Raw genomic sequence first — 26,733 nt, 5'->3', positions numbered from 1 at the left:
CCGGCACTGTTTTCCCGCTTATATCGGGATTAACGGGAAATCTGCCGAGTGATCGGCACCGTTTTCCCGCTTATCTCAGGATTAACGGGAAATCTGCCGGGCGACCATAACGGATTTCCTCTTTATCTCAACATTAACTGGAAATCTCCTGGGCGACCGGCACTGTTTTCCCGCTTATATCGGGATTAACGGGAAATCTGCCGAGTGATCGGCACCGTTTTCCCGCTTATCTCGGGATTAACGGGAAATCTGCCGGACGATCATAATGGATTTCCGCTTTATCTCAACATTAACTGGAAATCTCCTGGGCGACCGGCAGGGATTTCCCGCTTTTATCGGGATTAACGGGAAATCTGCCGGGCGATCATCACAGATTTCCGCTTTATATTAAAATTAACAGCAAACTCAGAGATTACTCACACACAAACAAACAAAAAGACGCAGTATCTGCTTCGACACTGCGTCTTCTTCATATATTTATACCGCCGGCTCTGCCTGAGTATTTTCCTGCTTCTCAATTTCTTTTACAGTCTTCTCACTCGTGTCCACTCGTTTCACAAACAACGCTAGAACAAAGGCAACTATATTAATCGCTAATGCTACATAGAAGGAATACTGGATTCCACTAAGTAACGCTTGTTGTGTCATAGATGCAGCTGCAGCCTCTGTTACTGCTGTTGGATCTACACTGCTCATCAACTCTTCCCCTTTAGTTGTTGCAACAGAGTTCATAATTGTAATCATAACCGCTGTACCAATTGCTCCTGATACTTGCTGTGCAGTATTGTTGATTGCTGTACCATGTGGATTCAACTTTGTTGGCAATTGATTCAAGCCATTTGTCATAATCGGCATCATCACCATTGACATACCAAACATACGTAGAGAGTAGACAAAGACGATGTATGTGTAAGTTGAATCAATCTGCACATTTGCAAGCATATACGTGGAAACACCTGTAATAGCAAGACCAAGTACCGCTAAAACACGTGGACCGAATTTATCAAACAGCTTCCCTGTAATTGGTGACATAATCCCCATAATAAGGGCACCCGGCAATAACATTAACCCAGAATCAAGTGGTGAGATACCACGAACATCCTGTACATATGCAGGTGTTAAAATCATACCCGAGAACATCGCAACTGCATTGACAATCATAATGATAGACGATAATGCAAACATAGGATGTTTATATGTTCGTAAATCCAATAATGGTTCTTTCATTTTAAGCTGACGCATCACGAATAAAATTAGTCCGATTCCGCCGATTATTAATGTTGATATGACGACTGGATCGTCCCATCCTTGTGAGCTCGCATTACTTACCCCATATAATATTCCACCGAAACCAAGACTGGATAAAACGAGAGATAAATAATCAAGTGTCGCGTTTTTATTTTGTTCCATTACATTTTGGAACTTCCAGATTGCAAAAACCAAGCTGATAATAGCTAAAGGTAAGATCATTTCAAAAAGCAATCTCCAGCTGTGATATTCGACGATATATCCCGATAATGTTGGCCCAATTGCTGGTGCAGCAATCATTACCATACCGAAAACACCCATTGCAGTTCCGCGTTTCTCACGTGGGAAACTTACTAACATGATATTCATCAGCAATGGCCCCATTACGGAAGAACCTGCTGCTTGAACCATACGTCCAGTTAACAATAACCCAAAGTTAGGTGCAAAAGCAGCTAAAGCTGTACCTAACGTAAAAATTGTCATGGCAGTGATAAACAGACTGCGGTTCGAAAAACGTGTAATCAAAAATGCTGATGCAGGAATTAATATCCCGCTGACAAGCATATATCCTGTTGCCAGCCATTGAACAGTAGAATAATCCTTTATTTCTAAATCTACCATAATGGAAGGCAATGCTACATTTAATAATGAATTATTTAGAAATGAGACGAAAGCACCTACAAACAATATACTAATCATTAAATATGGTGTCTTTTTCATTTGTGTATTCATAATATCTTCCCTCTTATCTATACATGATTTATTTAGTACTTGAATATTTTAAACCCATAGTTCATTTTTTGCAACATTTTTATACCAAAAGTATAATTAATTTGTTTTTCACTAATATTCAACGTATAATATGAATATAGAAAAGGCAGGAGGATGCTATGAACGAGCGTAAAAGGAAAGTAACAGACATTGCTTTGAAACTGTTTATCGAAAAAGGATTTCAGGAAACTTCAATTCAGGAAATTATTGAAAAAGCCAATATATCAAAAGGAACTTTTTACAATTACTTTTCATCGAAAAATGATTGTATTGCAGAAATATTAGAGAACATCCGATATGATGCCAGTCAACAAAGAGTGGCAATGCAAATCGGCAAGGACCCGCAAGATCGGGCAGTATTGATTGAGCAGATAACAATATTAATGAAGCTGAATGAAGAAAGAAATCTACGAGCATTATTTGAGAATATTCTTTATTCCAATCAAGCTGATTTAAAGAAGCTAGTGTTACAACATAGAGTAATAGAAATGGAATGGCTGGCTAATCGTCTGGTAGATGTGATGGGAGAAGAAATTCGAGAGTATTCGACAGAGGCAACGGTATTGTACTTTGGAATGCTGCAATATATGTTATTGACACTGAATCTGACCAACAGCCAATATGCACTAGAGGAAGTAAACGAAAGGATTTTATCTTATGTAGAAGTGCTCATACGCGAGATGAAAAAGAAAGGCAGCACAATATTAAATAATTCTGCCATCGACTTACTTCAAGCAAATGTCCATAAGAAAGTTGTAACAAAATCAGAGATTATGGATATGGCCTCACAATTGCGCACACAAAATGAATTTAATGAAGAGCAACAAGATCTGTTTGATGTAATCGTGAGTGAGTTAGAACGTGATCGCGTAAGAAAAATTGTTGTCCGGAAACTGTTGAAACCGTTTCTGAAATTATTTGAAGAAACACGTACACCGACACAGATACAGTCGTTCACTAATGCTGTCTGGAATTATTTGAAAACGATTTGAGGAAACTTTAGAAAATTCAACATTGCTGGGTGCCTTAAAGTATGCGTCTCACAAAAAATGCCTTCTTCACAAATCGAGTAATAGTAATGATTACTATAGAATAATAAACAGTTATAGATTTATAAACATAAAAACACGCCGCAAGGGACGGAAAAAGCTGAATAATAAAAAACAACCTATTAATGAAGGTTGTTTTTTATTATTCAGGAATCGTTTAGTTAAATTAAAACTTAAGCCTGACTTCGCCTAAGACTATATTGTCTTTCCAACTTTACCATCATCACTAAGCTTATCCGCATCCAGATCCAGCTGTAGAGAAGGCAAAAGCAGCTGAGTCCCAATATAATGAAAAGTCCAGGCGGGCCTGTTACACCAGGGCCCAAGATGGGAAATTGGAACAAATACAGCAGAACGATGACCCCGAGCACTAAGGAAAATGCTCCTGTCATTGTTACAAGGATCCTTTTTTTTAACAGCTTAAAGCCAATACCCAGGCCAACTCCTAAAAGTCCTGTAGTAAACAGAAAGACAACTATTTCTGATGGCTGAATAATAAGTAATAACAAGGCAGTGGAGGTATATGTAATCAACCCGATTTTGATAGAAAGGATAGTTGCCAGAACAATAGGTCCAGTAGCCATCATACTGAATAAATAACCAAATCCAGCAAACAAACCGGCTGATTGCAACAGTGCCGCAATTGTACCCAGAACACTGCCAAGAACAAGTTTTACCGCATTGGAATACTGCCCTGATGTAATCCCATGCTCCTTTAGAAACAGCCTCTTACCAATTAATTTGTCTTGCATTTCCATCCCTCCCTTGTACCTATATAATGCAGGTTAATGAAAAATATAACTGAACCAATTGATGTTATATTAAATATTTTCCTTATATAAAATAGAAATCGGCGCCATCTCCAGCATGTATTCCTGAAGGATGATCTGGTGCATCTTTTTCTCATGGGTAATGGAGAAACTGACATCTACTATTTCTTTCATACCCAGCGAAAGTCCCAGCTGCTCCACTACTGCAAATGCACCCATTGCCTGTTGATTAAGCAACAGTAAGTGATGAAGCTCTTGCCATGATCCAACAGCACCTCCTAATAGCTCCTGAAATCTCATCAGACCTTCTTCCAGTTTTTCTACAACAGTTGCTAATACTTGATTGGACTTTTGATTCTGTTTTCGATCAATAAACGAAAAAAGCTGTTCCACACCATTCGTATGATGCTCGTTCGCATCAGCCATTTTTTCTATCGCTTCACGGATATGTGGTTCCTCTATATTTGGCACTGCTTTTGTTAACTTATCTACAAGGACATATTGTGCTGTGGCTGTATGCTCCAGCCACTTTTCTACTATGTCCAGTTGCCCTGACAAGTAGTCATTATCAAGCTCAATTAAGATTGTCCCACTCAATTCATACACCTGCTTCCTAAAATTATTAAATTTTACACAGAGGTTTCTCTTTTACTTTTTTGTGATTTTCCAGAGTACACCAGTATGGCCGTATGCTTGAACAAGCCCCTCCGTTACCGGAGAATGCCCAAAATCAAGCACATACAAGCTTTTTCCGTCGGGATGAAACTTGCAATCAACAGGACGTTCGATTCCACCTTTAGGACGGTTCGGGTCATTTTGCTGTTTATTACGCAAAAATACTTCTGCCTTTCCTGTCTTTACATCAACCCTTGCCACTTGGAAACCATTGTCTTTATCCCTTTCATGCGGGGAATTTAGTGGTGCATAGGTCCCCCATTCGGTTACAAAAAGTTCCCCTCTGAATCCAAATTCGTCAGATCTCGAAAAATCCATTTTAGTCATGGCAGAATGCGGTTTTTCCAAATAAACAGGCGGTCCTGCCCATTCTGGCAGATCTTCAATTAATTGTTCTGCAGGCATTCCTTTCTCCGGCTTCGCTCGCTCATCCCAAACAGGTACTCCATCTGCTCTCAACTCAGGAAAACCATACCAATCTGGTTTTTTTATGCTTCCATGAGGGCTTTTTACATTACGAATATGCCATATCCGATCTGGATCCCCTGCAATGGCACGCTCCCCTTTTTCCTCCAGGCAATTATCTGATGCATATAATTCACCATCTTCACTAAATGCCAAACCATATGGATTGCGTATTCCCCAGGCTAGCAGCTCTACATCACTGCCATCTGGCTTGGAACGCCAAAGTCCAGTTGTACACCATAACTCTCCTTTTACCTTTTCTCCTTTTTTGGCAGGAGTTCCAAATGGCTTAAATGGTCCTGTCTCAGTCAGAAATGGAAACGGCATCAATGGGTCTCTTGTCGTAACATTGTTCCCTGTTAAAGTAACATCCTGACCGGGAATATCATGGGCATGAGGATGTTTCGCAAGGTCAACTGTAAAACCAGCAGGTAAATTAACACCATTTTGCGAGACAGAGCCATTCGCAAAATACATCAATCCATCCACAGGACTGAAAACAGGTCCACCTGGTTCATGCCAGCCACCACTTGGGATATCCTCAATCAACACTTCCCGTTCTCTTGTTTTTACATCATAACGGACAATTCTTGCTAAATAACCGCCCTTATAACTGACATAAATATAGCCATCATGATACGTAACCCCACGAGGTCCCCCTAACGTTTCTACCGCAAAAACTTCAACATTCCCACTTGAATCCATTTTCAGGATTCTTGGAGGTAAGGCAGGTCGAGTCGGCCATGTACTGCCACCCTCTAATATGTATAAGGAACCATCTTCCGCAAATCCCATACCAGTTGGAAACGATAATCCTGCAGCCACCACTTCTACCTGATAGCCGTCCGGCACCCATACATCATCAGGATTCAGTTGCGGGCGTGCACTTATAGGCAGTTTTATAATTTTTTTATACGATCTCAGTGTCGCAATATTTTTCAAAGGATTGACCTCCTGTTAACAGCACAGCATTATGCCTTTTCATTCTTTATTTTCAGTATGGTCCATAATTCATTTCTTATTCCAGTTATGACGCTTTTAGGGGATATTAGGAAAAGTTACGAATGATATCCCCTCTCACACAAACAATGCTTGCTATCGTTCTATTTTCTATTAATGGAAATATCTTTCAAAATCTATTTGAGATATAGTATGATTAACAAAAGAAGTGTGATACTGGTATCTATTAAAGGTTTTTATTTTTCACATAGTAAAAATGAAACTTTTATTTGTTTCAAACGTAATTAAAAATAGATAGAAAAGTTAGGAGTCGATAAAGATGTATAAGTTTCTAACAGTAATGGCTCGTATCTTCCTTGCATTTCCAGTGATGGTTACGATATGGCTCGTTAGTTTTTTTGCAATTGACTTGTCCTACTGGAATGCATCATTGATAGCTATGGCAGGTGCCGGCATAACCTATTGGCTGGTTTCTGTTGTTATCTATTTTCGTTTTCTAAAGAAGAACCAGTTGACTATAAAAGATTATCGATATATTCGAAGGAATTTACAGGAAGCCAAACAAAAAATCCGTCGTATGCAAAAAGCGCTTATGTCGATTCGCCAAATGGCTTTTCTGAAAGAGAGCTTTGATTTATTGCGTATCATCCGAAAGATCTATCAAGTCACAAAGAAAGAACCAAGGCGATTCTATCAGGGAGAGGAATTCTATTTTTCCCACTTGGATTCTGCTGTCGAATTAACGGAAAAGTATGCGCTTCTCTCCACACAACCGAAGAAAAGCAGTGAGATGGAACTAGTTCTTCAAGAGACTAGGCACACAATTAAAGTGATGAAAACTACCATTGAAAAGGACCTGTATCATATTCTTTCTGATGATATAGAGCAGCTTCAATTTGAAGTAGACTTTGCTAATCATACGTCAAAGCGAAAAGAAAGGTTGGATTATGATGATCAACAATAAGGAAACAGTTCACAAAACAGAGGATAATTTAATGGATGATTTGTTAGCTAATCCATTTGATGGGCAGGAAAACACGGCAGACACCCAAATAAAAGAAACAAATGAACCGAAATTGATCAATGTGCTTCCAGAGGAAGATCAAGAAAGAGCACGGTCGCTTGCAACACAAATTGATCCGAAAAACCATCAGGCGATCATTTCCTATGGTACTCAGGCACAGACAAAGTTATTAGCTTTTTCTCATTAAATGCTGGATCATGTGCAGAAAAAGGATGTAGGGGAAGTTGGCCAGGTCATCAGTGACTTAATGAAGAAATTTAATGAAATGAATCCGGATGATTTGAAACCAGAGAAGCAGAATGTTCTCAAACGAATGTTTGGAAAACTGTCAAGCTCCGTTCAGGAAACACTTTCAAGATACCAGAAGACAGGAGCCCAAATTGACCGGATAAGTGTGAAGTTAGATAAGAATAAGGATGCACTATTATCCGATATTTCCATGTTAGAGAAACTTTATGAAAACAATAAAGAATACTTTAAAGGGCTGAATGTCTACATTGCAGCAGGAGAACTTAAGCTTGAAGAAATCCAGGAAAAACAAATCCCTGAATTGAAGAAAGCTGCTGAATCTACTAATGATCAAATTAAATATCAGGAAGTGAACGATCTTATACAATTTGCAGACCGCTTGGAAAAACGAGTGCATGATTTAAAATTAAGTCGGCAAATCACCATTCAAAGCGCACCGCAAATCAGGTTAATTCAAAATACCAACCAGGTGCTTGTTGAAAAGATTCAATCTTCCATTCTGACAGCTATTCCATTATGGAAGAACCAGATAGCAATAGCTTTGACGATGTTCCGCCAACAACATGCAGTAGAAGCGCAGAAACAAGTTGCCAAAACTACCAATGATCTTTTATTGAAAAATGCAGAAATGTTAAAAACAAATACAATTGAAACAGCAAAATTAAATGAACGAGGTCTTGTCGATATTGAGACATTGAAGAAGACACAGGAAAATTTAGTTTCCACACTGGAAGAAGTAATCAAGATTCAAGACGATGGACGAAGAAAACGCCTGGAAGCAGAACAAGAAATCAGCTCAATGGAAAATGAGTTAAAGCAAAGACTGCTGCATTTAAAATAAAGAAAGCAGCAACGGCTTCAGTTGATAATAGTAAGGAAAGTAACCTTCAGTATATTGATCAATATATTGAAGGTCTTTTGTTTATAAAAATGGAAAAGGACCATCGATCCTATACTTTGCCTATATGGAAGCTACTGACCCTTGCTGTCTTATTTTTGTATATCTTATCCAAAAAACATGAAAGGAATGATAAGCTATTATCGAGCCTAAATAAAAAGGAATCAATAAAACGAAAAACTGAGAGCATACATAGACAAACACCAAAAAAAACAACGCTATTCTGATTGTTTGAACAGGATTGGCAAATGTGAATAAAAGAGAGTGCCTTAAGAGAGCTAATGTCTTCAGGTCAATGTGTACAATTATGGAAAAGAAATTCAAAGTAAAAACAATTAATAAAGAAAGCAAAATGATCAGGAGGAAATGAAAGGACATGTTGATGAAATTTATTAAGAAAAAATAATCAACGATTAAAACACTTGCGATAAAAACGATAATGAAACCTCCCACCATACTTTTGACATAATTCTCTTTATATTTTTGCCAAAAGGTTTTAACTAGTAAGATGTCTTCCTTCATTTTAAATTTCCTGATAACCCCAAACACTGCTGCAGTAGAAGGAAAGAACACAAAAGGAAGCAACAGAACAATTAATGCAATTACTGGAATAAGTCCACTCGGCTCTTCTACAATAAGTAAGTTGAAGCTAATAATGATTATTGGTAAATTAAACAATACCCACAATAAATTAGCAAACAGAAACTTAAATATCTCTTCTGAAAATCTATTAAACTCAAACATAATGCCACTTTGTTTCATTTGATTTCCCTCTTTTCCAAATCCATTGTCTCGTTATGCAATTTATATAGAGCCCTGCTTAAAAGCAGGACTCTTTCCATTTAGATTAAAGCAATTACCGGTACTGACCCTCATCAATTGCTTTTTGTTTTTCATCAAGAATTTCCTGATAGCCAGTTTCAAGGTATTGTTCCTTGGCAGCTTCGTATTTCTCATCAAATTCGTCTTCAGGTCCTAGAACGATATCCAAGTACAGTTCCTGGAAGAGTGAATTCAGGTCTGCTTTATATTCATTTAAACTTTCGATCACAACAGTGAATAACGCATCTGGTGTAACATATTCTTTAACTTCTTCTTGATATTTGATCATATCATCAACAATATACTCGTAACCTGGAGGAGACCAAAAACCTTTATTCGCTTTCAGTGTCAATTCCTCTGATCCAAATTGAGCTGCTTCTGTAACAAGTGACCAATAGTCTTTATTATTATTCATAGACAAGACTGATTCACCATTGAAATCAGCATTTCGAACTGGAATGCCCTCTGAATCAAGCGTATAATTCTCACCTTCCACACCATTCTGCAGGAAGAATAAATTCTCAGGCTGACTCATCCATTCAAGATACATCCAAACAGCAATACGCTCAGCGTCTGACGATGCCTGGTTAATCCCCATAATGATCCCAAATGGCCAATTGGCTCTTCCTTGCGGGACTCCACCTTCTGGAATTCCGGCATAAGGAGGAATCACAGCAAATTCAGCATCTGGATTATTTTTCAAAGTAGCTTCAAAAATATCTGTATTACTAGCAATATATTCTCCATGTGTACCTGTTCTGCCCGCAACAAATTCAGCCTTGCCGCTGTTCGCATCACGTAAATAGAACTCCTGATCAATCAGACCATTGTGATATTGATACTGCAGATTACGCAGCCAGCGCTCAGTAGCAGGAGTTGTTAGATCTGCAACAGCCAGATCCGAATAAAGGGCACGGTGTTCCGGATCGATCGGCCAATCACGGAAAGCATAGTTATAATTATAAATATCCTTAGTCAGGGATCCACCTGCTGTCCCAAGCCCTGCTTCCTTCCACTTCTCAAGCATTTCGTTATATTTCTCAAGAGAGGTTAAATCCTCCACCTTCATCCCTACAGCTTCCACCCAGTCTTTTCGAATGATGGAAACATAATTGGAGATGTCGGGACGCTCTGCAAAAAAGAATATATTCTGGCCTTCAACAACGCTGTATTGCTCAATGGTTTCACTTGTATTCTCCCAGTATGTCGGGGCATATTCAGCAATCTCCTCAAAATCAATTGACTGCAATGCACCTTCTCCATAGTAACCAAGTGCTTGAGGCATATCATAATGATAAATAATATCCGGGGCTTTGCCGGCAGCTAGCAATTGTTGAAAATCGGTAACTTCCTCAGATCTAGAAATCGGAACAAAGTTCACATTAATGTTATGCTTTTCACCAAACTCCTTTTTAATCCAGCGTGTATAATAGTTATCACTTACATTCCAACCTTCGAACGCCCGATCATAGACTGGTATATCCAGATTTACTGTTTCAGGAAATTTCCCATCCTCTTCACTAGGAAGATTGTCTGCAGTCTCGGATTGTTCCTTTTGATCATCATTACTTTCCATCGTATTATTCGAGCAAGCGGATAACACACAAAGAAGGATAAAAACAGCCATAAATATAATAAGACTCTTCGTTTTATTCATTTTCTCTTCCCCTTTTCCACTAATCTAATTTGGTATTTCACACAAAGTTATTCCTTTATCGAACCAATCATCACGCCTTTAACAAAATACTTTTGAACAAAAGGATAGATACAGAGGATTGGCAGTGTTGCAAAGACAACAATTGATGCCTTAAGAACCTCGGGATTACTCGTCGACACTTGTGTTAGTTCAAGTTGAAAACTCTCGGTAGCCTGAACAACCAAATAATATAATTTCAATTGCAATGGCCGTAATTCCGTATTATACGTAATGTAAAATAACGCATCCTGATACATGTTCCAACGACCTACCGCATAGAAGAGAGACAGTGTGGCAAGTATTGGCTTGGTAATCGGTAAGACGATATGCCACAAAATCCGAAAATGCCCTGCTCCATCCATTCGTGCCGATTCCTCTAAGCTGACTGGAACTGTACTAGTAATCGAAGTCTTTAAGATCAACAGATTGAAAGCACTAAAAGCCCCAGGAAGTACGAGCGACCATATCGTATCAAGCAATCCTAATTGGTTAATGAGCAAGTATTCAGGAATAATACCACCAGTGAAATACATCGTGAACATAAAGAGAAAAGTCAGTGCGACTCGACCTTTCAGCTGCTTCCGGGATAACGGGTAGGCAGCACAAACGGTAATGATCATACCTAATATTGTGAACAGCACCGTTATGATTACGGTTACATAAAAAGATTGCAAAATACTCTGGTCGGCAAAAATCTTTGCATAAGCATCAAAGGTAAGTTCTTTCGGCCAAAGAAACACCTTGTTTGCGATAACATAGGCATCAGCACTTAAAGATTTGGCAACAACATGAACAAACGGAAGAAGACAAGTTAAGGAAATCAAAAATATCGTAATTCCGATGATGATATCGCCTATGTTTACTTTTTTATACCGAGGCAAATTTATATTGGTTACAGATCTTCCCATCTTTAACCTCCTTCCTATAGAATTCCATCTTCCCCTAATCTTTTCGCCATTCTGTCAGCAAGCACTACCAGGATAAGTCCAATTACCGCCTGGAATAATCCGAGCGCTGTTGCACTGCTATAGTCGCCACTTTCGAGTCCCCAGCGATAAACTAAAATCGGAATAATTGTCGTGTATTCCGTTGTCGCCATGTTTTGCAAAGCATACACTCTCTCAAATGAGCCTCCCATGATATGACCCAGATTCAAGATAAGCAAGGTAACAATCGTTGGCCGGATACAAGGCAGTGTGATATGCCACATTTTCCGCCATCTGCCTGCCCCATCAACAGTTGCTGCTTCGTACAACTCTGGATTGACCGCACTAATTGCAGCTAGATAGATAATGGTCCCCCACCCCATGCTCTGCCACACACCAATAAGGATGTAACTGAACAGCCAGTGGTTGTCCTCTTGCAGAAACGGGATACGAGTACCTCCCATCTGCTCAATAAGATTGTTCAGCATTCCGCTCCCTAACCCTAACAATTGATAAGCAAGGGCACCAATGATGACCCAGGAAAGAAAATGGGGTAAATAAAGTAATGTCTGATTTACACGTTTAAATACATTGCCTTTGATCTCGTTCAGTAATAACGCTAACATGATCGGGGCAGTGAAACTGAACAGCAGATCCAAAATATTAAGTAATAATGTATTGCGAAGTGCCTGTGCGAATGCCGGTTTAGAAAACAGTTCCCGAAACACTTCGAATCCTACCCACTCACTTGCCCAGAATCCTTTTATAATGTTGTAATCTTGAAACGCAATTAAGAGTCCTGACAATGGCGCATATTTAAAGACTAATGTGAAGGACAATGGAATAAGAAGTAAACAGTAAAGCTGCCAGTCACGGCGCATATAATGCATGATTCCTTTTTTTCTATTGCTTTCAACTAAAATTAAAGCGCTGTCATTTTTAGAATTCACTTCCGGCTTCACTTTCAATACCTCACCTCCTTATTTAAAAACTTGTCTCGCTCCATCCAAAGTAAAGTTGTTCTGTGGACATTTTGATCATAGCAATCAGTTCATCTGTAAGTAAATCGTATATATTGATAGTCTCTTATCATTTTTGATTCATTCTTGTGTTAATGAGGGACTGAGCCACTCTGAATTATCATTTTTAAATATAATAAGCAAAAATAACTTATCAATTATGCAGACCAAAAGTCATTTTCATGATACTCGCATTAATACTGAATTCCTGTAAAAATTCACTCAGTGTATTCTGGCTTTTATCTCTTTATATTTGCTCGGCGACATACCTTCGAATTTACGAAAAAAACGGTTGAAACTTTGGACATTATTGTAACCAACCTCTGAAGCAATTTGCGCAATTGGCCGATCCCAGTCTATGAGCATTATTTTCGCTTTCTCGATGCGACGCAGATTAATATGGTTAATCAGACTTTGACCTGTCATTTCATTTACGATTTTACGCATATAAGAATAACTGATCCCGAGTTCCTCTGCCATCTCTTCAAACACAATGTCCTTGTCAAAATGTTCATCCAAATAGTTGAGTATACGACCTCCGTAATCTTTCGTCTCAGTTGAACTACGTGTAAGATACTTTACAATTTCTTCAAAAAAATCACTAAGATATTGTTCTAGCTCATCCAGTGTATCTATAGAAGCAAGATCTGTGTAAATATTTATTTTCTTAGCAAAAATCTGGGAGGTACTGACATTCTTTTCTCTTAAATGTTTAATACTAATGCCAACTAACTGATGATAAATGAATAAGATATTATCGTAAGCAATATATTCCGCACTACGAATCTCTTTATTGATCACCTTTAACTCCTTTTTGATGTTATCGAGGTCACCCTGATCCAGAAAGTTAAGAATGCGCCTTTCGCTATTGGACGGATAAATGTATCTTACATCTTGCTCATCTTGCTTCTTCCAGTAAGTGATACCACCGCTTCCTTCCACAATTCTTTGCTTAATAAGTTCCATTGTTTCTGCAACGAGATCCGACACCACGGACATTCCCTCCGCAGATCTGCTTACACCGATAGTGACAGAGTGATTCAACAGTTCCTTCGCTCTTTCCCGTACGCTGACAAGTACAGAATGAATATCAAAATCAAATCCTGGTTCATCATAATTTATCACGATAATAAAAGAACCATTACCCTGGTGCACACTTCGAACCCTTACATCTTCCGAAAACAAGCTATCGAAGGTTGAGGTAATCATATAACAATGGTAACTTCGGGTCTCTGGATTGTAGTTGCTAACATAGTCCCCATATTGATCAATGGATACCACAACAACAAGGAAACATGAACAAGGAAATATTTCACGGCCTTGTCCGGTAATTTCTCCTCTAATAAGATTATATATAGCAAGATTGCAAGAATCGTCTTCACGGACACTCAACATTTTCTGGAGAACTTCCTCCTCTTGTTGCATTCTCTCAAAAGCTTCATCAAGAAAATCCAATTCGTTTCGTTTATCTATTTCCAAATTAGTGTGCAAACGCAAATTCCCGACTAATTTTCGTGCTGGTTGAGATAACCACTTAGCGAGAAATACAGTCATGATAACCCCGATCAAAATAATACAAGTTGTAAAAATTATAATATTCTGCCGCATAATTTGCGTATTAATCATCAGTTCATTGACTGAATTTATGCTTATGTATGTCCATCCTGACTGCTTTGAGTCCGACCATGAGTATATCACTCGTTCATCCTCAATTTCCTGGAACGTATAACCCTCTGATTTATCTTCTTCCAATATCTCATTTATAATCTGATCCCCATTATCGCTATTTAATAACAGCGTCTTATCAGGATGAGATATAATTCTTCCAGTAGAATCTGTGAGGATATACCCTTGTTTACCGGACTCCGAGGAAGAAAGATACTTCTCAAACTGACTTTCTTTAACGTTTACGACAATCGTGCCACGAGTATTTGTTGATAATCGATTGAGCGGCAACACGTATGATATAACATTAACTCCTGAGTTAAGCTTACGCGGATACCACACACCTATTATTCCTTTCCTCCCGGCAATTGCCTCCTCAATCCAGTCAATGGAATCATACCTGTCCAATAATGTGACTCCTTTGTCAGTTGATAATACATAGTCTGAATCATTTAAATAGAAGAAGGAAGAATAAACTCCATCTTCCATGCGATTCAAGGATGACAATTCTCGTAAAACGGCTAATGCGTTGGTAATGTAACTGAAATGGGAATTGATTTCCGAATAACTGTGATAAGAGCGAATACTGTCAAAAACATCTGAACTTGCAAGTGTTACCGTGTTGCGAGCTACATTATTCATAGCATTCTCCGTAAGTTTGCGATTAGCGTTTAATTCAGCCAGAGAAGAATCTGCAATAGCATTTTCCGCATTGCGAAAAATCTGTGCACTGCTGTACCAACTTAAAAGCATAACTGGAACGAGCAGTAAACAATACATGATAATCGTCAGTTGTATCGTTAGTGGAAACTTTTTCATCGCACACTTTCCTTTCTCTTATAGATTTTTTTCATAAAATATTTTTCGGTAATAATCACTTTAATGAAGCGCTTACATTTAAGGAGTTAGCTCTACGAGATATCTTTCACAAGCTGGTAGATGATCCATGGAATGATAGCAGTTATAATTTCCACTTCCCAAAAAAGGATTTACTTGTATAAGTTGGAATTATAGCTACTGTACGTATTATATCAGACTTTTTCTTTATAAGGACCAGAATTTTCTATGGAGTCTTCTATCCTTATTATACGCATTATTTTTCGATAAATATTACTAACCTAGCATAAGCATAAAGATAATGGCTTGACATTCACTGGATTCTCAAAGATGCAACAGCAAAGCAATCATACTAAAAATAATCCTTTAAGACCTTTCGCACGAAATCAAAAGTTGTCTTAAAGGATTGAATAATACCTGTTTTGCTTTAAGTTGTATAAAAAGAAAATCTACTACTATCTTATTTTAGATAATGTTTTTTAAAGTCAGGGTGAATCGAGAATTTGTGACGTAAATTCACAAGATTTTTTCCGAAACTTCCTTCTAAAAGGTCTCGATGACCTTTCATAATTTCCATAAGATACAAATCATGGATGATCACTTCTGTAATTGGCATGACGAGCCCTACATGTCTTGTCCAGGCTGCACGGCTATCTTCTCCCAATGAGACAATACCTGCTACTACTTCTGAATCATCTGCACTAATAACAATCCAACGCCCACCATACTCCTCTGTAATTTCATCGCCCATATAATGAATATAAACCTCGGCGAAATCAGAAATAATTTCACCATAAGCAATTATTATTACGTGGACTCCTCGCTCTGCTGCTCTTTGCAGTTCAGGCTCCAATGCTTTGAATTCTTCTTTCCAAATCTCTAAGAGAATTCTCTTTTCAGCAGACGCTATACAATCTTTTACTTTATCGAGGATTTCGTTGTCACCAGTTATGTTCCAGATATTTTCACGGTCATGTGCAGAACGTTCAAACTCTGCTAATGATTTTTCAGCCTGTTCAAAATTCACTTCTGTTTCCCTGCGGCGGTTTTTGATTAACTCCTTTGCTGGCACAGGAGTATACCGTTGTGTGGTTCCATGACTAACAAGAATATCTCCTCGAATAGCGAGACTTTCCAGAACTTCATATATTTTGGAACGAGGTACTCCGGAATTTTTCGCTACTGCATAGCCCGTTAAAGGCGATTCTCCCAATAAGGTAAGATATGCTTTCGCTTCATATTCGGTAAAATTCAGTTTTTTCAATGTTTCTAAAATGCTATCTTTCATAAGCCCTCCAACAGAACTTTAGTGTAACTGTATTTTAGCAAATTTTGTTGATTTATTCCAAGATATTCTGATATAATTCATAAGGTAGTTACCTTGGTAGTCACTAATTGCAAAAGGAAGGGTGAACTCAGATGGACAGCTTAGTATCATACATATCCATTGCAGCAATGATGGTTGTTATACCAGGAGCAGATACAATTCTATTAGTAAGAAATACGCTCAGCTATGGTCGAAAAGCCGGACGTTATACAGTGCTTGGAATGGCAACGGGACTTACATTTTGGACACTTATCGCTATTCTGGGATTATCTGTTGTTATTGCCAAATCGGTCATTCTCTTCAGTATAATTAAATATGCTGGAGCTGCTTACTTAATTTATTTGGGGATCAGAAGCTTTTTTGCAAAAAGTGCGTTTTCTTTTGAGGAAATGCAGGCACATGCGAAGGAACCTAGCCAATCTTCTAAACAGTATAATAAAGCCTCCTTTATGCAAGCTTTACTTAGTAATATACTTAATCCAAAGACTGTAATTGTTTATATAACGATTATGCCTCAATTTATTGATCTGAACGGAAATGTCAATCAACAATTAATTATTTTGGCACTTATTCTTACATCACTTGCTGTAATATGGTTTTTAACGCTTGTTTATGTGATTGACTATGCAAAAAAATGGTTGAATAACTCAAAATTTCAGCAAGTATTTCAAAAATCAACTGCCGTGATTTTAGTTGGTTTTGGTATTAAAACAGGGATTTAGGAGTCATTTATTGACACTTGATATTAAAAGAGACTGAGACAAAACTATTTTATTGCGTTAAAACCCGAACTTTAACTAAAAAGTTTGGGTTTTTGTTCATGTAAAAAGTTGGTCATATGTCGCTCCGCCAAAACACTGCGCTTAGTATGTGAGTCCATCTCTTGAACTGGTATTGTTCGTTTCTTGGGTTAACATTATTCATTTTGTCCAGTACCCTTTTCTGTACTGCTCTATTTCTATCGGGATTTAGCTTTATAAATTATTTTACCTTCTTTATCAATATGATTTTTAAAATTCACATTTGATATTGACTCATAATGATTAATATCAAAAAAGTACGGCAAAGGATACACCTCGTTCAATAAGTCAGATAACATATATAATGTCTTTGAGGTAACTTCTTTTCCTGTTATTGCAATGTCTACATCTGACCCTCTTTTGTAGTTTCCCATCGCCCGACTTCCAAAAATAATTCCAGTTTCAATTTCATTAAATTTATTCAAAGCATTTTTAATATAATGTAAATCACTTTCAATTAATCCAAACATCTTATCTTTCCTTTAGCAATCTATTATATAAGTTTCTAATTAAAGGTAAAAACTGTTCCCGTATTTCGTTAACTAACTTCTCTGCCAGTTCTTCATCATAAGTATGGCTCGCCATTTTATCATTTTATGGGTAAGATAGTCTTCCTTAATACCAACAAATTATAAGATAAAAAAAGACTCTGCATTCGTAAAATACTCTTCACAAATACAAAGCCAAATCTAGCAATATTCTATTATCTAACTATTTTGATAAACCCCATCACTTGCTTTTGTCATCCATTCGTATTGACGAAGTTTTAGCTCGAACAATGTTATTGGATTGAAGTACAGCTCTGGCTGATCGCGCATTTCGCCTAGCACTTTTTTATTCTCTTCAATCTCATCATATGTTTCTCTTAACGTTTCACTTAAAACTCTATAGGAATCGGAAAAGAACATGTTAATATCCCGTTCCAGTGACTTTTCAAAGATGTCGAATTGCTGCAGAAATTCATCAACAATGATATCAATCGTTTTACTGTAGTCTTTCCCCTCAATGAATTGTTTATATTTATGATGAAGGGATTCTTTATTTTTGGATAACGCACCAACAATCTTACCAGCACTTTTCCATAAGAATGGGGAAATGCTGTTGGAAGTGATAAAAATTCCTCTAGTGAGCTGGATGTTCCTTCTTGTCATGCGATTGATGTCCCGATGCCAATCATCCAGTACTTTACTGTCACATTCGAAATGTATCTTTTCTTCACCGAATAAATTATTAAAACTCTCACTCATCTCACTTAAATATGCGCGGCTTTCACCAAGATCTCTTTCACTGTACGCAATCCATTCTTGAAGCTCTTTATATAAATCTGGTAAAACCACTTCTTCAATATAATAATTTATCCGCTTATTTATTGTATCATTAAGCTCTTTATGAATGGTTCCAAGGTCACTGTCTTCCTTCACCACTTCCGCACTTTGTTGTATCAACTCTGGAAGCTTTTTGGTCAAATTCTGTCTCCATTTTATGATAATGGATAGATAAGACGTTTTGATAACCTGCACCGAATTTTCTTCAATGTCACCTAATTGATTTTGTGCCCCTTTTAATTTGGTGACTTTTTCTTCATTCCACTCAATATTATCCATTAATGAATGTTCTGCTTCTTCTCGTTTGGTTAGTAAGAACTCAAGTGATTTTTTTATATAGTACAAAATTTTGGTTGTACGTTCTTCTTCCAATGTATGCCCGCTCTGAACTGATTGGATAAACGAAGAAAACTCGTCTAATTGATGGTTTCTGTCTTCATTCATGGAAAAGAAAAACGTTTTTGCACCTGGAAAATAGGCATGGATTCTCGAAGTTATTCTTTCCGTCCGTTCCATTGCTTCCTGGCTGTCTGTATTTCGATCCATTTCGCATAATAGAAAATGAACAGGCAAGTCAGGTGCCTGCTCCCTGATTTTAACAGCTTTATCGAGCTCGTTTCCTGTAAGATTAGAGTCTGCATTCAGAACAAACATAATGCTGTCTGCTGCATTCACATAATGGTTGCCTTCACTGGTTAACTTAGGCGCATCTATTAAGCTGAGCTGATTATTCTGTAAAAATGATACCGGCATTTCACAGGAGATCAATGTTTGCACATCTTTTGTTGCTTCATTAAAATCACCATGTTCCGCTATGTTTCTTTCCTCATCACCCGTAATTGCAACAATTTTCGCATTATCGGCATCTTTGTAAAAGACAGTAGCATTAGCCGCGTTGTCTGAAAGCTCGTCATTCAGGAGCATATTCACAAATGATGACTTACCATTCACCTCTGTCCCAGTAAACATTACATTGTATTGATTTAAATCAGTTAATTCGTCAACAATCCATTGATAACGTGTGTCCATAAGCAAGCCTTCACGCTCTGCCCATTTGATGATTGACTCGAAAAGCTGTACCCCATCATTTATACCATGCGGATAATATGCAGCGTCGCTTAACAGACTTTTCGCTCTGTTAACAATGGAGGCTTCTATATTAGACGGATAAATTTCACTCCACGCCAGTACGGCAGCTGAAGCTATGGCAGCATGTGAAGCGATCGATATTTTCATCCAATTAGTTAAAAGATTTGGAATTAAATAAGAAAATTCTTTTATTAAATAGTTGCCAGTCAGTAATTCAAAGTATGTTACCCTATATTGATTGGAAAGCTTACTCCATACATAGGAATTCCCAGGATCCGCGCTCAACAGAATATGATTGATCTCCTCCAGCCAAGTGAAATAAAGATCATTTTGCCGATAACTGCTCCACAGCGCAGTTGTTAGACTTTCAAAACGGTTGTGATCAATGTGATATAGTGTCATTAACACTTCATTAAAATAATCTGGATTAATGTTTTCCGTATGCCCTTGTTCAACATATCCTTCTACAACGACAAACCATGCTAACGATTCCGTCCGCTTCGCCTCATTAACTGCAAGCTCAACAGCATTAACCCAATCCTGTTGTTCCTCAAAGTACATTCGTGCCATATCGGTAACCTCAGGATAGTCCGGGTTTGAGTCAACTGCCTGCTTAATAGAATCAACTGCCTTCCCATGATTGCCGAGCTGTATGTAAAGGGAGAACAGCTGCAGAAGCACCTCTGTTTTTAATACATCTGAATCTGTCTCCACTGCATTATAGTAGTCCTCTGCAATGGCAAGCAAATTCATCTTAACATGTGCATCAGCTATATTCTTCTGTGCCCATGGCTCTAATTCATTATCAACATTTTCCCATTTAAAGATGGCCGCCTCATAATCTTTATTGAGAAAATACACCTCTCCCTGTGCAAAGCGGATATCCGATAATTCTGGCATTTCTTTTTGTTGTTCATCTATATATAATTCACCTAGTATCCTGATTGGCTCCACTTGTTGAATACCATCTGTAAATGTCTGATAATAGGATTTATTAATTAATTGTTCTTCCATCGTCATCCTATCCCTCCCTATTACCTTATTTATCTAACCTATGCAACCTACATTTTAACAAACATCAACTTGTACAATGTTTCAATCTTTTTGCAATTAGACTACAATTTTGTATCATTCCTTAGAGTCCGACGTATCTTTGTTACATAATATTAGTTTATACCCGTTTCAATGGACGAATAAAATACTAATTGAAAAAGGGAAACTTTTTGTAAATAGATTCGTATTAGTAAGAAGGAGGGTTTTCCATGGAAAATATACCTGATTTTTTTTATATGATACTGGAGAAAATAGGTGATTTCACTTATTACGCTATTGAATGGTTGTTTGATACACTGACCGATTTCTTTCTAAGGTTAGGATTAGAGGAGCCGGTAGCAGCACCTATTTCCCTTTTTATAACATTAGCCGCCATATTCTTCTTTTTTGGTTCTTCATCTAGTAAAAAACAGAGAAAGGGAAAAAGGAAATGATGAGAGTATGGGATTCGTATGTACATAATGGCTGAGTCAAACTGATCACCTCCTGATCCATCACTTTTCAAAATAAAAGTTGACATTCAATTAGATTCATGAGAAAATAGTAAGGTTAACAAATAGAAGTAACCTATAAGTGTAGCTGGCATTCTACGTAAGTTTTTTTGAAGATGCTTATTCACACTGGCGCGACTAAGGGGTCGCAAGGACGTAAGAGCAGGTAGGGCTTACGTTGCTTAAGTTAGAGAACACCTAGTGGAATATATACCGCGGTAAAGTGAAATTCGATTAATGAAATTTCCCACCCGAATTTATCGGGATTATAAAAATAATAATAAATCTTATGTGTTACTTTATAAATCAAAGGGGTACTCTTATAGTAAGAGTACCCCTTTTCCAATACATATTTAATGAAGAAAGAAGGTTATACCATGAATAATCAAATAGGTACAATCCAAATACTGGAAGTACTGCGAGAAATCGAAACTGGTTACGTATTAGAAGGCGATATACTCCTGCACCATAATGAAACAGATACAGAACTGGAAGCTGAGCAATCTGTTGATGTTTTTCTTTATCAGGATAAAAAAGGACAAACTGTTGCAACAACACAACTACCAGCAATTCAAATTAACGTATATGGCTGGGCTGAAGTTGTAGAAGTTTTACCACACTTAGGTGTATTTGTTAACATTGGTACAACAAAGGAGATCCTCCTGTCAAAAGATGAACTGCCATTGTTCGAAAATGTATGGCCAACTGCAGGTGACAAGGTGTATATTTCGTTAGGAAGAGATCGGAAAGGACGCCTTCTCGCACTCCCGGCAACGGAGATAGTATTTGAAAGAGAATTGTTTGAAGAAGCACCAGATGATCTATTAAACGCTAACGTTACTGGTCGCATCTACCGTACAGACAGAGAAGGTTCTGTCTGCATCACGGAAGAAGGTTACCGCGGGTTTATCCACCACACTGAACGAAAAGAAGAACCACGACTAGGCGAACTAGTGGAAGGCCGTGTCATTGAAGTGAAAGAAGATGGCACATTAAATGTATCCCTAAGACCATTAAAGCAGCACAGTATGGGGGAAGATGCTGATATGATCCTGGCACGACTAGAGGAAAGCAATGGAGTGATTCCGTTTTCCGATAAAAGTGATCCAGAAGATATCCGTGGTACCTTTAACATTAGTAAAGCAGCATTCAAACGTGCACTTGGTAAATTAATGAAAGAAAGAAAAATTGAACAGCGGGATGGGAAGACTTACTTAGTTTAAGTAACCGTACATTTTTCTGGACTCCAGTAAGAAATAATGCACATACTAAATCGGACAGTTTTTCTCTAATGAATTATTGTCTGATTTGGTGCTCTATTTCGCCTCTAACTAATTCATTTTCCATCTGGATAAGAAAAGACAAGGAGCTTCCTCCCTGTCTCATCTTTTAGATATTAGAATTAGTTTACAATACAATCTCTTATCCTATTACTTCTAAGCATGAGCAAAGTCTAGTTGTTCGGAAAGAGAATAGAGGGAAGGCTCTATGATACGCTAATTCTTATACTATTAGCTATGCTTGTTCCGTGTCTACTTAGCTGTGAATTATAAATTGCAGTTTCATTCAGTAGAGGCTTTTTATTATTTGTGAGGTCAGACTCAGTGGTGATTTTCAAAGTAAATGCTGCAGCAGTGGTGTTCGTTAGCCTTTTTCACCATAGTTATAAAACAACGGAATGGTGCTTAATTAACAGTACCTGTAATAAATGCTTGAGAATCAGAACCTAACGTTTTTGATTCAAATATTATTTCCAGTTCTTTCACACCGCCAATGTTTATGTCGACATCGACGCCTTTTCCATTTGCAGTTACGTCTACTTCTTTCAGAGTTACATCACCGTCTTTAAATGTTACAGTAATCCCTTTCTCACTTCCCAGATCAAAGACTTTAAAATTAGCATGTTGGTAACTGCCATTAGGTCCGAGAGTAAATTCTTTCTCTGCTGAATTGATCTCCTTGATATGGAATCCACTTTCATAATTCACACCATTTTGTACCGTTACATTACTATCGACTGTTTTCGAAACAGCATAATGGTCTTTTACAACTTTCAAATCCATAATTGACAAGTCCTTGTCAGTCTCACCAAGACTAACCGTTTGCGTACTATCATTCCAATTAACTCCAACATCGAAAGCTTCACCTACGGAACGGACTGGCAAATATGTAGAGCCACTGTAAGTAATAGCAGTTAAATCGTTCCCTGATGGGTCTTTGGGTGTCCAATCCTGACCATCTACCTGGAAATTAATCCCGTGGTTCTTATAGGCTGTTATCTTTTCTAAAAGTGAATTTGCTCCTACTCCTGTTGCGAAGCCTAATACCATAGTCGCAGTAGCTATACCTACGACAGCCTTTTTTCCAACATTCTTCATTTACAACTCTCTCCCTTATTAAATTTTACATAATGTTTCCAATCTATTTATAGCATAATAATCCATATTTGTGAATATTGCACCAAATACCTATAACCACAGGACTGAGATATCGAAAAATCAGTACTATCGTCCTTTGAAATAAATCAATATAGTATATAAGCGGGCAATTAGCATGAAGATAAAGTTGCTGGATCTTTAGGAAAACTTCTAAATTAGTCCATATGGATCATCTTTCTTCGCTCATCCTCTTCTTCTTAAAACAAAAAAACACTAACAAACACGGAAGCTTTGTTATCATCAAGTACCTCTACCTTACAATTAATCACAGCCTTTCTCTTGTGTTCCTTGCCTATATTTACGTAAAATAACGATAAGCATAGTTTCACAGAATGTTAAAAGGTTAAGGATGTGAGTATTTGAATTATGTAGCAATTGACTTCGAAACTGCTAATAAAGATCGATATAGTCCTTGTGCAGTGGGAGTTGTCGTTTTTAATAAAGAGGAAATCATTGAGGAGTATTATACATTAATTAATCCAAACATGGAGTTTGACCCCTATCATTCTATGATTCACGGGATAACAGAAGCTGATGTAGGGGAAGCACCTACTTTTTCTGAAGTCTGGGATGATTTAAGCTATTATTTAACCAATCATGTCAGTATAGCTCATAATGCAAGTTTTGATATGAGCGTGTTGAGACATTCTTTAGATCATTTTGAAATCGAAACCCCAGAGATAGACTACTTATGCACGGTTATTATCTCTAAAGTCGTATGGCCTGGATTATACAATTATAAATTGAACACACTTGCCAAATGGAAAAACATAACATTTAATCACCACAACGCCTTAGAGGATGCCAGAGCAGCAGCCAGGATTTTTCAATATGCCCTAATGGAAAGTGATGTGGATAAAGCAGATGAGCTCATTCAAAAGTATGACTTAATTCCTGGCAAACTATTTGACGGTGGATATATTGCTGCGAAGTCACCGAAAAAATCTCGCAGAAAATCTATGAAAGCAAATCAACTAAACTATTAAAATTAAAAATCTAATAGTCTGATTTCAAATTCACAATAAAGGAAACTCCATTTTTGAAAAAAGACCATGTTTATCACATTGAAATAAAGGGTAAATATGATATATAACCCAATTCCAATAGAAAGGATGAGCACTATGTCTAAAAAAACACAGTATCAACCTGTAGGAGGAAATGGGCATCAACCATCTGACGCTCAGGAAGTTATTTATGCAAAAGAATTTAAACGCGCAGATATTGCCGGAGGATATCGAAAACCCAAAGTAACAGAAGCAAAAAATGAAAATCCTAACTTAAAAAGATAGGTTATTTGAAAGCAGCTTTCTTAGCTGCTTTTTTATTTATCTTCCTTGTACAGGTTGTTCAATGAACGACAGATTAGCATGGCATATCTCCCTAAATTCTCCGCAAAACTCTCAAATAATGTACCAACATGAATACAATTACAACCTTCTCCTTTATAATACATGCTTTACCTTAAACCCTTAACCCTAATCCAAGTTTATGTTATCATTGATTGGTTCGCATTTTTTATAGGAGGTTTACATGTTTAAAAAAAATATTGTTCTTCGTGTTTCTTTATTGATAAGTATATTATTTGTATTTATCGGAGTTGTGTTTAATGAATGGCTGGGTCAGAAAGCACAAGCCTTTCTGGACTTTGCTGTAACTTATTTTAATTGGTTTTATCTCTTAATCGGGACCTTTTTTGTCATTCTCTGCCTGTATTTTATGTTCTCAAAATACGGAAATATCCGGTTAGGTAAGGATGAGGATAGACCAGCCTACAGTACGTTATCATGGATTTCGATGCTTTTTAGTGCAGGAATGGGCGTTGGCTTAGTTTTTTGGGGCGTAACGGAACCCGTGATGCACTACACTACACCCCCTTATGGTGAGGGCTCCACATCGGAAGCCGCAAGCCTTGCTATGAAATTCACCTTTTTCCACTGGGGATTACACCCATGGGCAATTTTTGCCTTAGTAGCCTTAGGGCTTGCCTATTTTCAGTTTAGAAAAAAATTACCTGGTAACATAAGCTCCATCTTTTATCCTTTGTTAGGTGATAAGATTAATGGGCCTATCGGCAAAACTATTGATATTCTCTCTGTCTTTATTACAGCAGTAGGTGTTGCGAGTACCTTTGGATTAAGTACCCTGCAAATCACAAGCGGGATGAACTCACAATGGAATATTCCAAACACCTTAACTGTTCAACTTTTAGTTATAGGGATTGGTACTGTATTATTTATTATGTCCTCATGGTCAGGATTAAATCGAGGGATAAAATATTTGTCTAATTTAAATATGTTACTTTTCTTCACAGTGACATTTGCGGTTCTGTTTATTGGACCCACAAAACAAATTCTTGAGGTGTTCATCAGTTCCACAGGAAGTTACTTTGGTGACATTTTACCCATGAGTTTGCGAATGGAGCCGTATAACAGTGAAGCTAATAGCTGGATTGGTGCATGGACAGTCTTTTATTGGGCTTGGTGGACTACATGGGCTCCTTTTGTAGGATCTTTTATTGCCAGAATTTCTAAAGGGAGAACGATCAGAGAATTTATCATAGGTGTTCTGTTTGTTCCCTCATTGATATCATTTGTTTGGTTTTCTGTTCTTGGCGGCAGCGGCATTCATCTTATTCATGACTTAGGAAATACTGGTTTAGGAGAAATTATAAATGCTGATGTGAACTCAGCTCTATTTGCGTTCTTAAATAACATTCCATTAGGTTCGGTTATAAGCATTCTAGCGATGGTTCTTATTTTTTCTTACTTTGTTACTTCAGCAGACTCAGCAACTTTTGTGTTAGGAATGCTTAGTACGGAAGGAAATCTTAACCCTTCCAACAAGGTGAAAATAATGTGGGGACTTATTACGGCCGGCTCCGCAACCGTCTTTCTGTTGGCCGGAGGATTGGAAGCTGTAAAAACAATATCCATTGTTGTTGCCACACCATTTACCATAATATTAATATTTATTTGCTTATCCATTATTAAAGTAATGAAGAAAGAAGAAGGAAAGTACTACAAAGTTCAAGAAGTATCAGAATCTGATAGTAAATTTGAAAGCAAATCAGCTGGTTAAAAATTATTGATTCGATTTGTCAGATTCAGGCTAAGGAACTTTGGCAATTTAATAGTGA

Annotated in this window: 21 protein-coding genes and 1 pseudogene; 9 read left to right on the top strand and 13 right to left on the bottom strand. The window is 37.5% G+C overall.

The features are described from left to right. Window positions 1-477: 477 nt before the first annotated feature. On the bottom strand, window positions 478-1,980 hold the full coding sequence (locus F9U64_RS18635; protein ID WP_153406407.1) for an MDR family MFS transporter: 1,503 nt from the start codon (window positions 1,978-1,980) through the stop codon (window positions 478-480). 158 nt (window positions 1,981-2,138) lie between these two features. On the opposite strand from F9U64_RS18635, the gene F9U64_RS18630 reads away from it, so the two are divergent. Next, window positions 2,139-3,011, top strand: coding sequence for a TetR/AcrR family transcriptional regulator (locus tag F9U64_RS18630; RefSeq protein WP_153406406.1), 873 nt, complete (start codon window positions 2,139-2,141; stop codon window positions 3,009-3,011). Window positions 3,012-3,241: 230 nt separating this feature from the next. Here the strand turns inward: F9U64_RS18630 and F9U64_RS18625 are convergent, their stop codons facing one another. The 3 genes from F9U64_RS18625 to F9U64_RS18615 form a co-directional block, all read right to left on the bottom strand. Next, a complete protein-coding gene (locus F9U64_RS18625) occupies window positions 3,242-3,820 on the bottom strand; it encodes a hypothetical protein (RefSeq protein WP_153406405.1) in 579 nt (192 codons plus the stop codon). A 69-nt stretch (window positions 3,821-3,889) separates the two neighbouring features. Beyond that, window positions 3,890-4,435 carry a hypothetical protein gene (locus F9U64_RS18620; protein WP_228275796.1) on the bottom strand — a complete coding sequence of 182 codons (546 nt, stop codon included), beginning with the start codon at window positions 4,433-4,435 and terminating at the stop codon, window positions 3,890-3,892. A gap of 51 nt (window positions 4,436-4,486) precedes the next feature. Then, entirely contained in the window at window positions 4,487-5,920 is a 1,434-nt protein-coding gene (locus F9U64_RS18615; RefSeq protein WP_153406403.1) for a PQQ-dependent sugar dehydrogenase, read from the bottom strand. A 337-nt stretch (window positions 5,921-6,257) separates the two neighbouring features. On the opposite strand from F9U64_RS18615, the gene F9U64_RS18610 reads away from it, so the two are divergent. Then, window positions 6,258-6,902 carry a 5-bromo-4-chloroindolyl phosphate hydrolysis family protein gene (locus tag F9U64_RS18610; protein ID WP_153406402.1) on the top strand — a complete coding sequence of 215 codons (645 nt, stop codon included), beginning with the start codon at window positions 6,258-6,260 and terminating at the stop codon, window positions 6,900-6,902. Next, window positions 6,886-8,052, top strand: a pseudogene (locus tag F9U64_RS18605) (toxic anion resistance protein). The gene F9U64_RS18610 and the pseudogene F9U64_RS18605 overlap by 17 nt, the downstream one beginning before the upstream one ends. Before the next feature lie 120 nt (window positions 8,053-8,172). On the opposite strand, the gene F9U64_RS18600 reads toward F9U64_RS18605, so the two are convergent. The 6 genes from F9U64_RS18600 to F9U64_RS18575 form a co-directional block, all read right to left on the bottom strand. Then, the gene (locus tag F9U64_RS18600; RefSeq protein ID WP_153406401.1) at window positions 8,173-8,871 is read right to left on the bottom strand and encodes a YesL family protein; all 699 of its coding nucleotides are present in this window, start codon (window positions 8,869-8,871) and stop codon (window positions 8,173-8,175) included. 94 nt (window positions 8,872-8,965) lie between these two features. After that, window positions 8,966-10,588 (bottom strand): extracellular solute-binding protein, encoded by a 1,623-nt coding sequence (locus tag F9U64_RS18595; RefSeq protein WP_153406400.1) that lies wholly within the window; start codon window positions 10,586-10,588, stop codon window positions 8,966-8,968. Window positions 10,589-10,635: 47 nt separating this feature from the next. Next, window positions 10,636-11,535, bottom strand: a complete 900-nt coding sequence (locus F9U64_RS18590) for a carbohydrate ABC transporter permease (RefSeq protein WP_153406399.1) — start codon at window positions 11,533-11,535, stop codon at window positions 10,636-10,638. 14 nt (window positions 11,536-11,549) lie between these two features. Beyond that, on the bottom strand, window positions 11,550-12,443 hold the full coding sequence (locus F9U64_RS18585; protein ID WP_194287438.1) for an ABC transporter permease: 894 nt from the start codon (window positions 12,441-12,443) through the stop codon (window positions 11,550-11,552). A gap of 351 nt (window positions 12,444-12,794) precedes the next feature. After that, window positions 12,795-15,056: an AraC family transcriptional regulator gene (locus F9U64_RS18580; protein ID WP_153406398.1), complete on the bottom strand. Its 2,262-nt coding sequence runs from the start codon at window positions 15,054-15,056 to the stop codon at window positions 12,795-12,797. A gap of 478 nt (window positions 15,057-15,534) precedes the next feature. Next, window positions 15,535-16,362, bottom strand: a complete 828-nt coding sequence (locus F9U64_RS18575; RefSeq protein ID WP_153406397.1) for a TrmB family transcriptional regulator — start codon at window positions 16,360-16,362, stop codon at window positions 15,535-15,537. Between the two features lie 131 nt (window positions 16,363-16,493). Between F9U64_RS18575 and F9U64_RS18570 the strand changes: the two genes are divergently transcribed. Continuing rightward, window positions 16,494-17,123: a homoserine/threonine efflux transporter gene (locus tag F9U64_RS18570; RefSeq protein ID WP_153406396.1), complete on the top strand. Its 630-nt coding sequence runs from the start codon at window positions 16,494-16,496 to the stop codon at window positions 17,121-17,123. A gap of 236 nt (window positions 17,124-17,359) precedes the next feature. On the opposite strand, the gene F9U64_RS18565 is transcribed toward F9U64_RS18570, so the two are convergent. Both F9U64_RS18565 and F9U64_RS18560 read right to left on the bottom strand, forming a co-directional pair. Beyond that, on the bottom strand, window positions 17,360-17,671 hold the full coding sequence (locus F9U64_RS18565; RefSeq protein WP_153406395.1) for a nucleotidyltransferase domain-containing protein: 312 nt from the start codon (window positions 17,669-17,671) through the stop codon (window positions 17,360-17,362). Window positions 17,672-17,908: 237 nt separating this feature from the next. After that, complete coding sequence (locus tag F9U64_RS18560) at window positions 17,909-20,635, bottom strand: GTP-binding protein (RefSeq protein ID WP_153406394.1); 2,727 nt, start codon at window positions 20,633-20,635, stop codon at window positions 17,909-17,911. Between the two features lie 242 nt (window positions 20,636-20,877). Between F9U64_RS18560 and F9U64_RS18555 the strand changes: the two genes are divergently transcribed. After that, complete coding sequence (locus F9U64_RS18555) at window positions 20,878-21,102, top strand: hypothetical protein (RefSeq protein WP_153406393.1); 225 nt, start codon at window positions 20,878-20,880, stop codon at window positions 21,100-21,102. A gap of 434 nt (window positions 21,103-21,536) precedes the next feature. Next, a complete protein-coding gene (locus F9U64_RS18550; protein ID WP_153406392.1) occupies window positions 21,537-22,382 on the top strand; it encodes a CvfB family protein in 846 nt (281 codons plus the stop codon). Window positions 22,383-22,844: 462 nt separating this feature from the next. On the opposite strand, the gene F9U64_RS18545 is transcribed toward F9U64_RS18550, so the two are convergent. Then, window positions 22,845-23,537 carry a stalk domain-containing protein gene (locus tag F9U64_RS18545; RefSeq protein WP_153406391.1) on the bottom strand — a complete coding sequence of 231 codons (693 nt, stop codon included), beginning with the start codon at window positions 23,535-23,537 and terminating at the stop codon, window positions 22,845-22,847. A 419-nt stretch (window positions 23,538-23,956) separates the two neighbouring features. On the opposite strand from F9U64_RS18545, the gene F9U64_RS18540 reads away from it, so the two are divergent. The 3 genes from F9U64_RS18540 to F9U64_RS18530 all read left to right on the top strand — a co-directional run bounded on the left by F9U64_RS18540 (window position 23,957) and on the right by F9U64_RS18530 (window position 26,675). Continuing rightward, window positions 23,957-24,583, top strand: a complete 627-nt coding sequence (locus tag F9U64_RS18540; RefSeq protein WP_153406390.1) for a 3'-5' exonuclease — start codon at window positions 23,957-23,959, stop codon at window positions 24,581-24,583. A gap of 135 nt (window positions 24,584-24,718) precedes the next feature. Further along, on the top strand, window positions 24,719-24,886 hold the full coding sequence (locus F9U64_RS18535; protein ID WP_153406389.1) for a YfhE family protein: 168 nt from the start codon (window positions 24,719-24,721) through the stop codon (window positions 24,884-24,886). Window positions 24,887-25,127: 241 nt separating this feature from the next. Then, a complete protein-coding gene (locus tag F9U64_RS18530; RefSeq protein ID WP_153406388.1) occupies window positions 25,128-26,675 on the top strand; it encodes a BCCT family transporter in 1,548 nt (515 codons plus the stop codon). Window positions 26,676-26,733 lie beyond the last annotated feature (58 nt).

The organism is Gracilibacillus oryzae (assembly GCF_009498735.1).
GTDB lineage: Bacteria > Bacillota > Bacilli > Bacillales > Amphibacillaceae > Gracilibacillus > Gracilibacillus oryzae.
The sequence above is the reverse complement of the archived record's forward strand: the minus strand, read 5'-3'. Positions and strand labels throughout refer to the sequence as shown.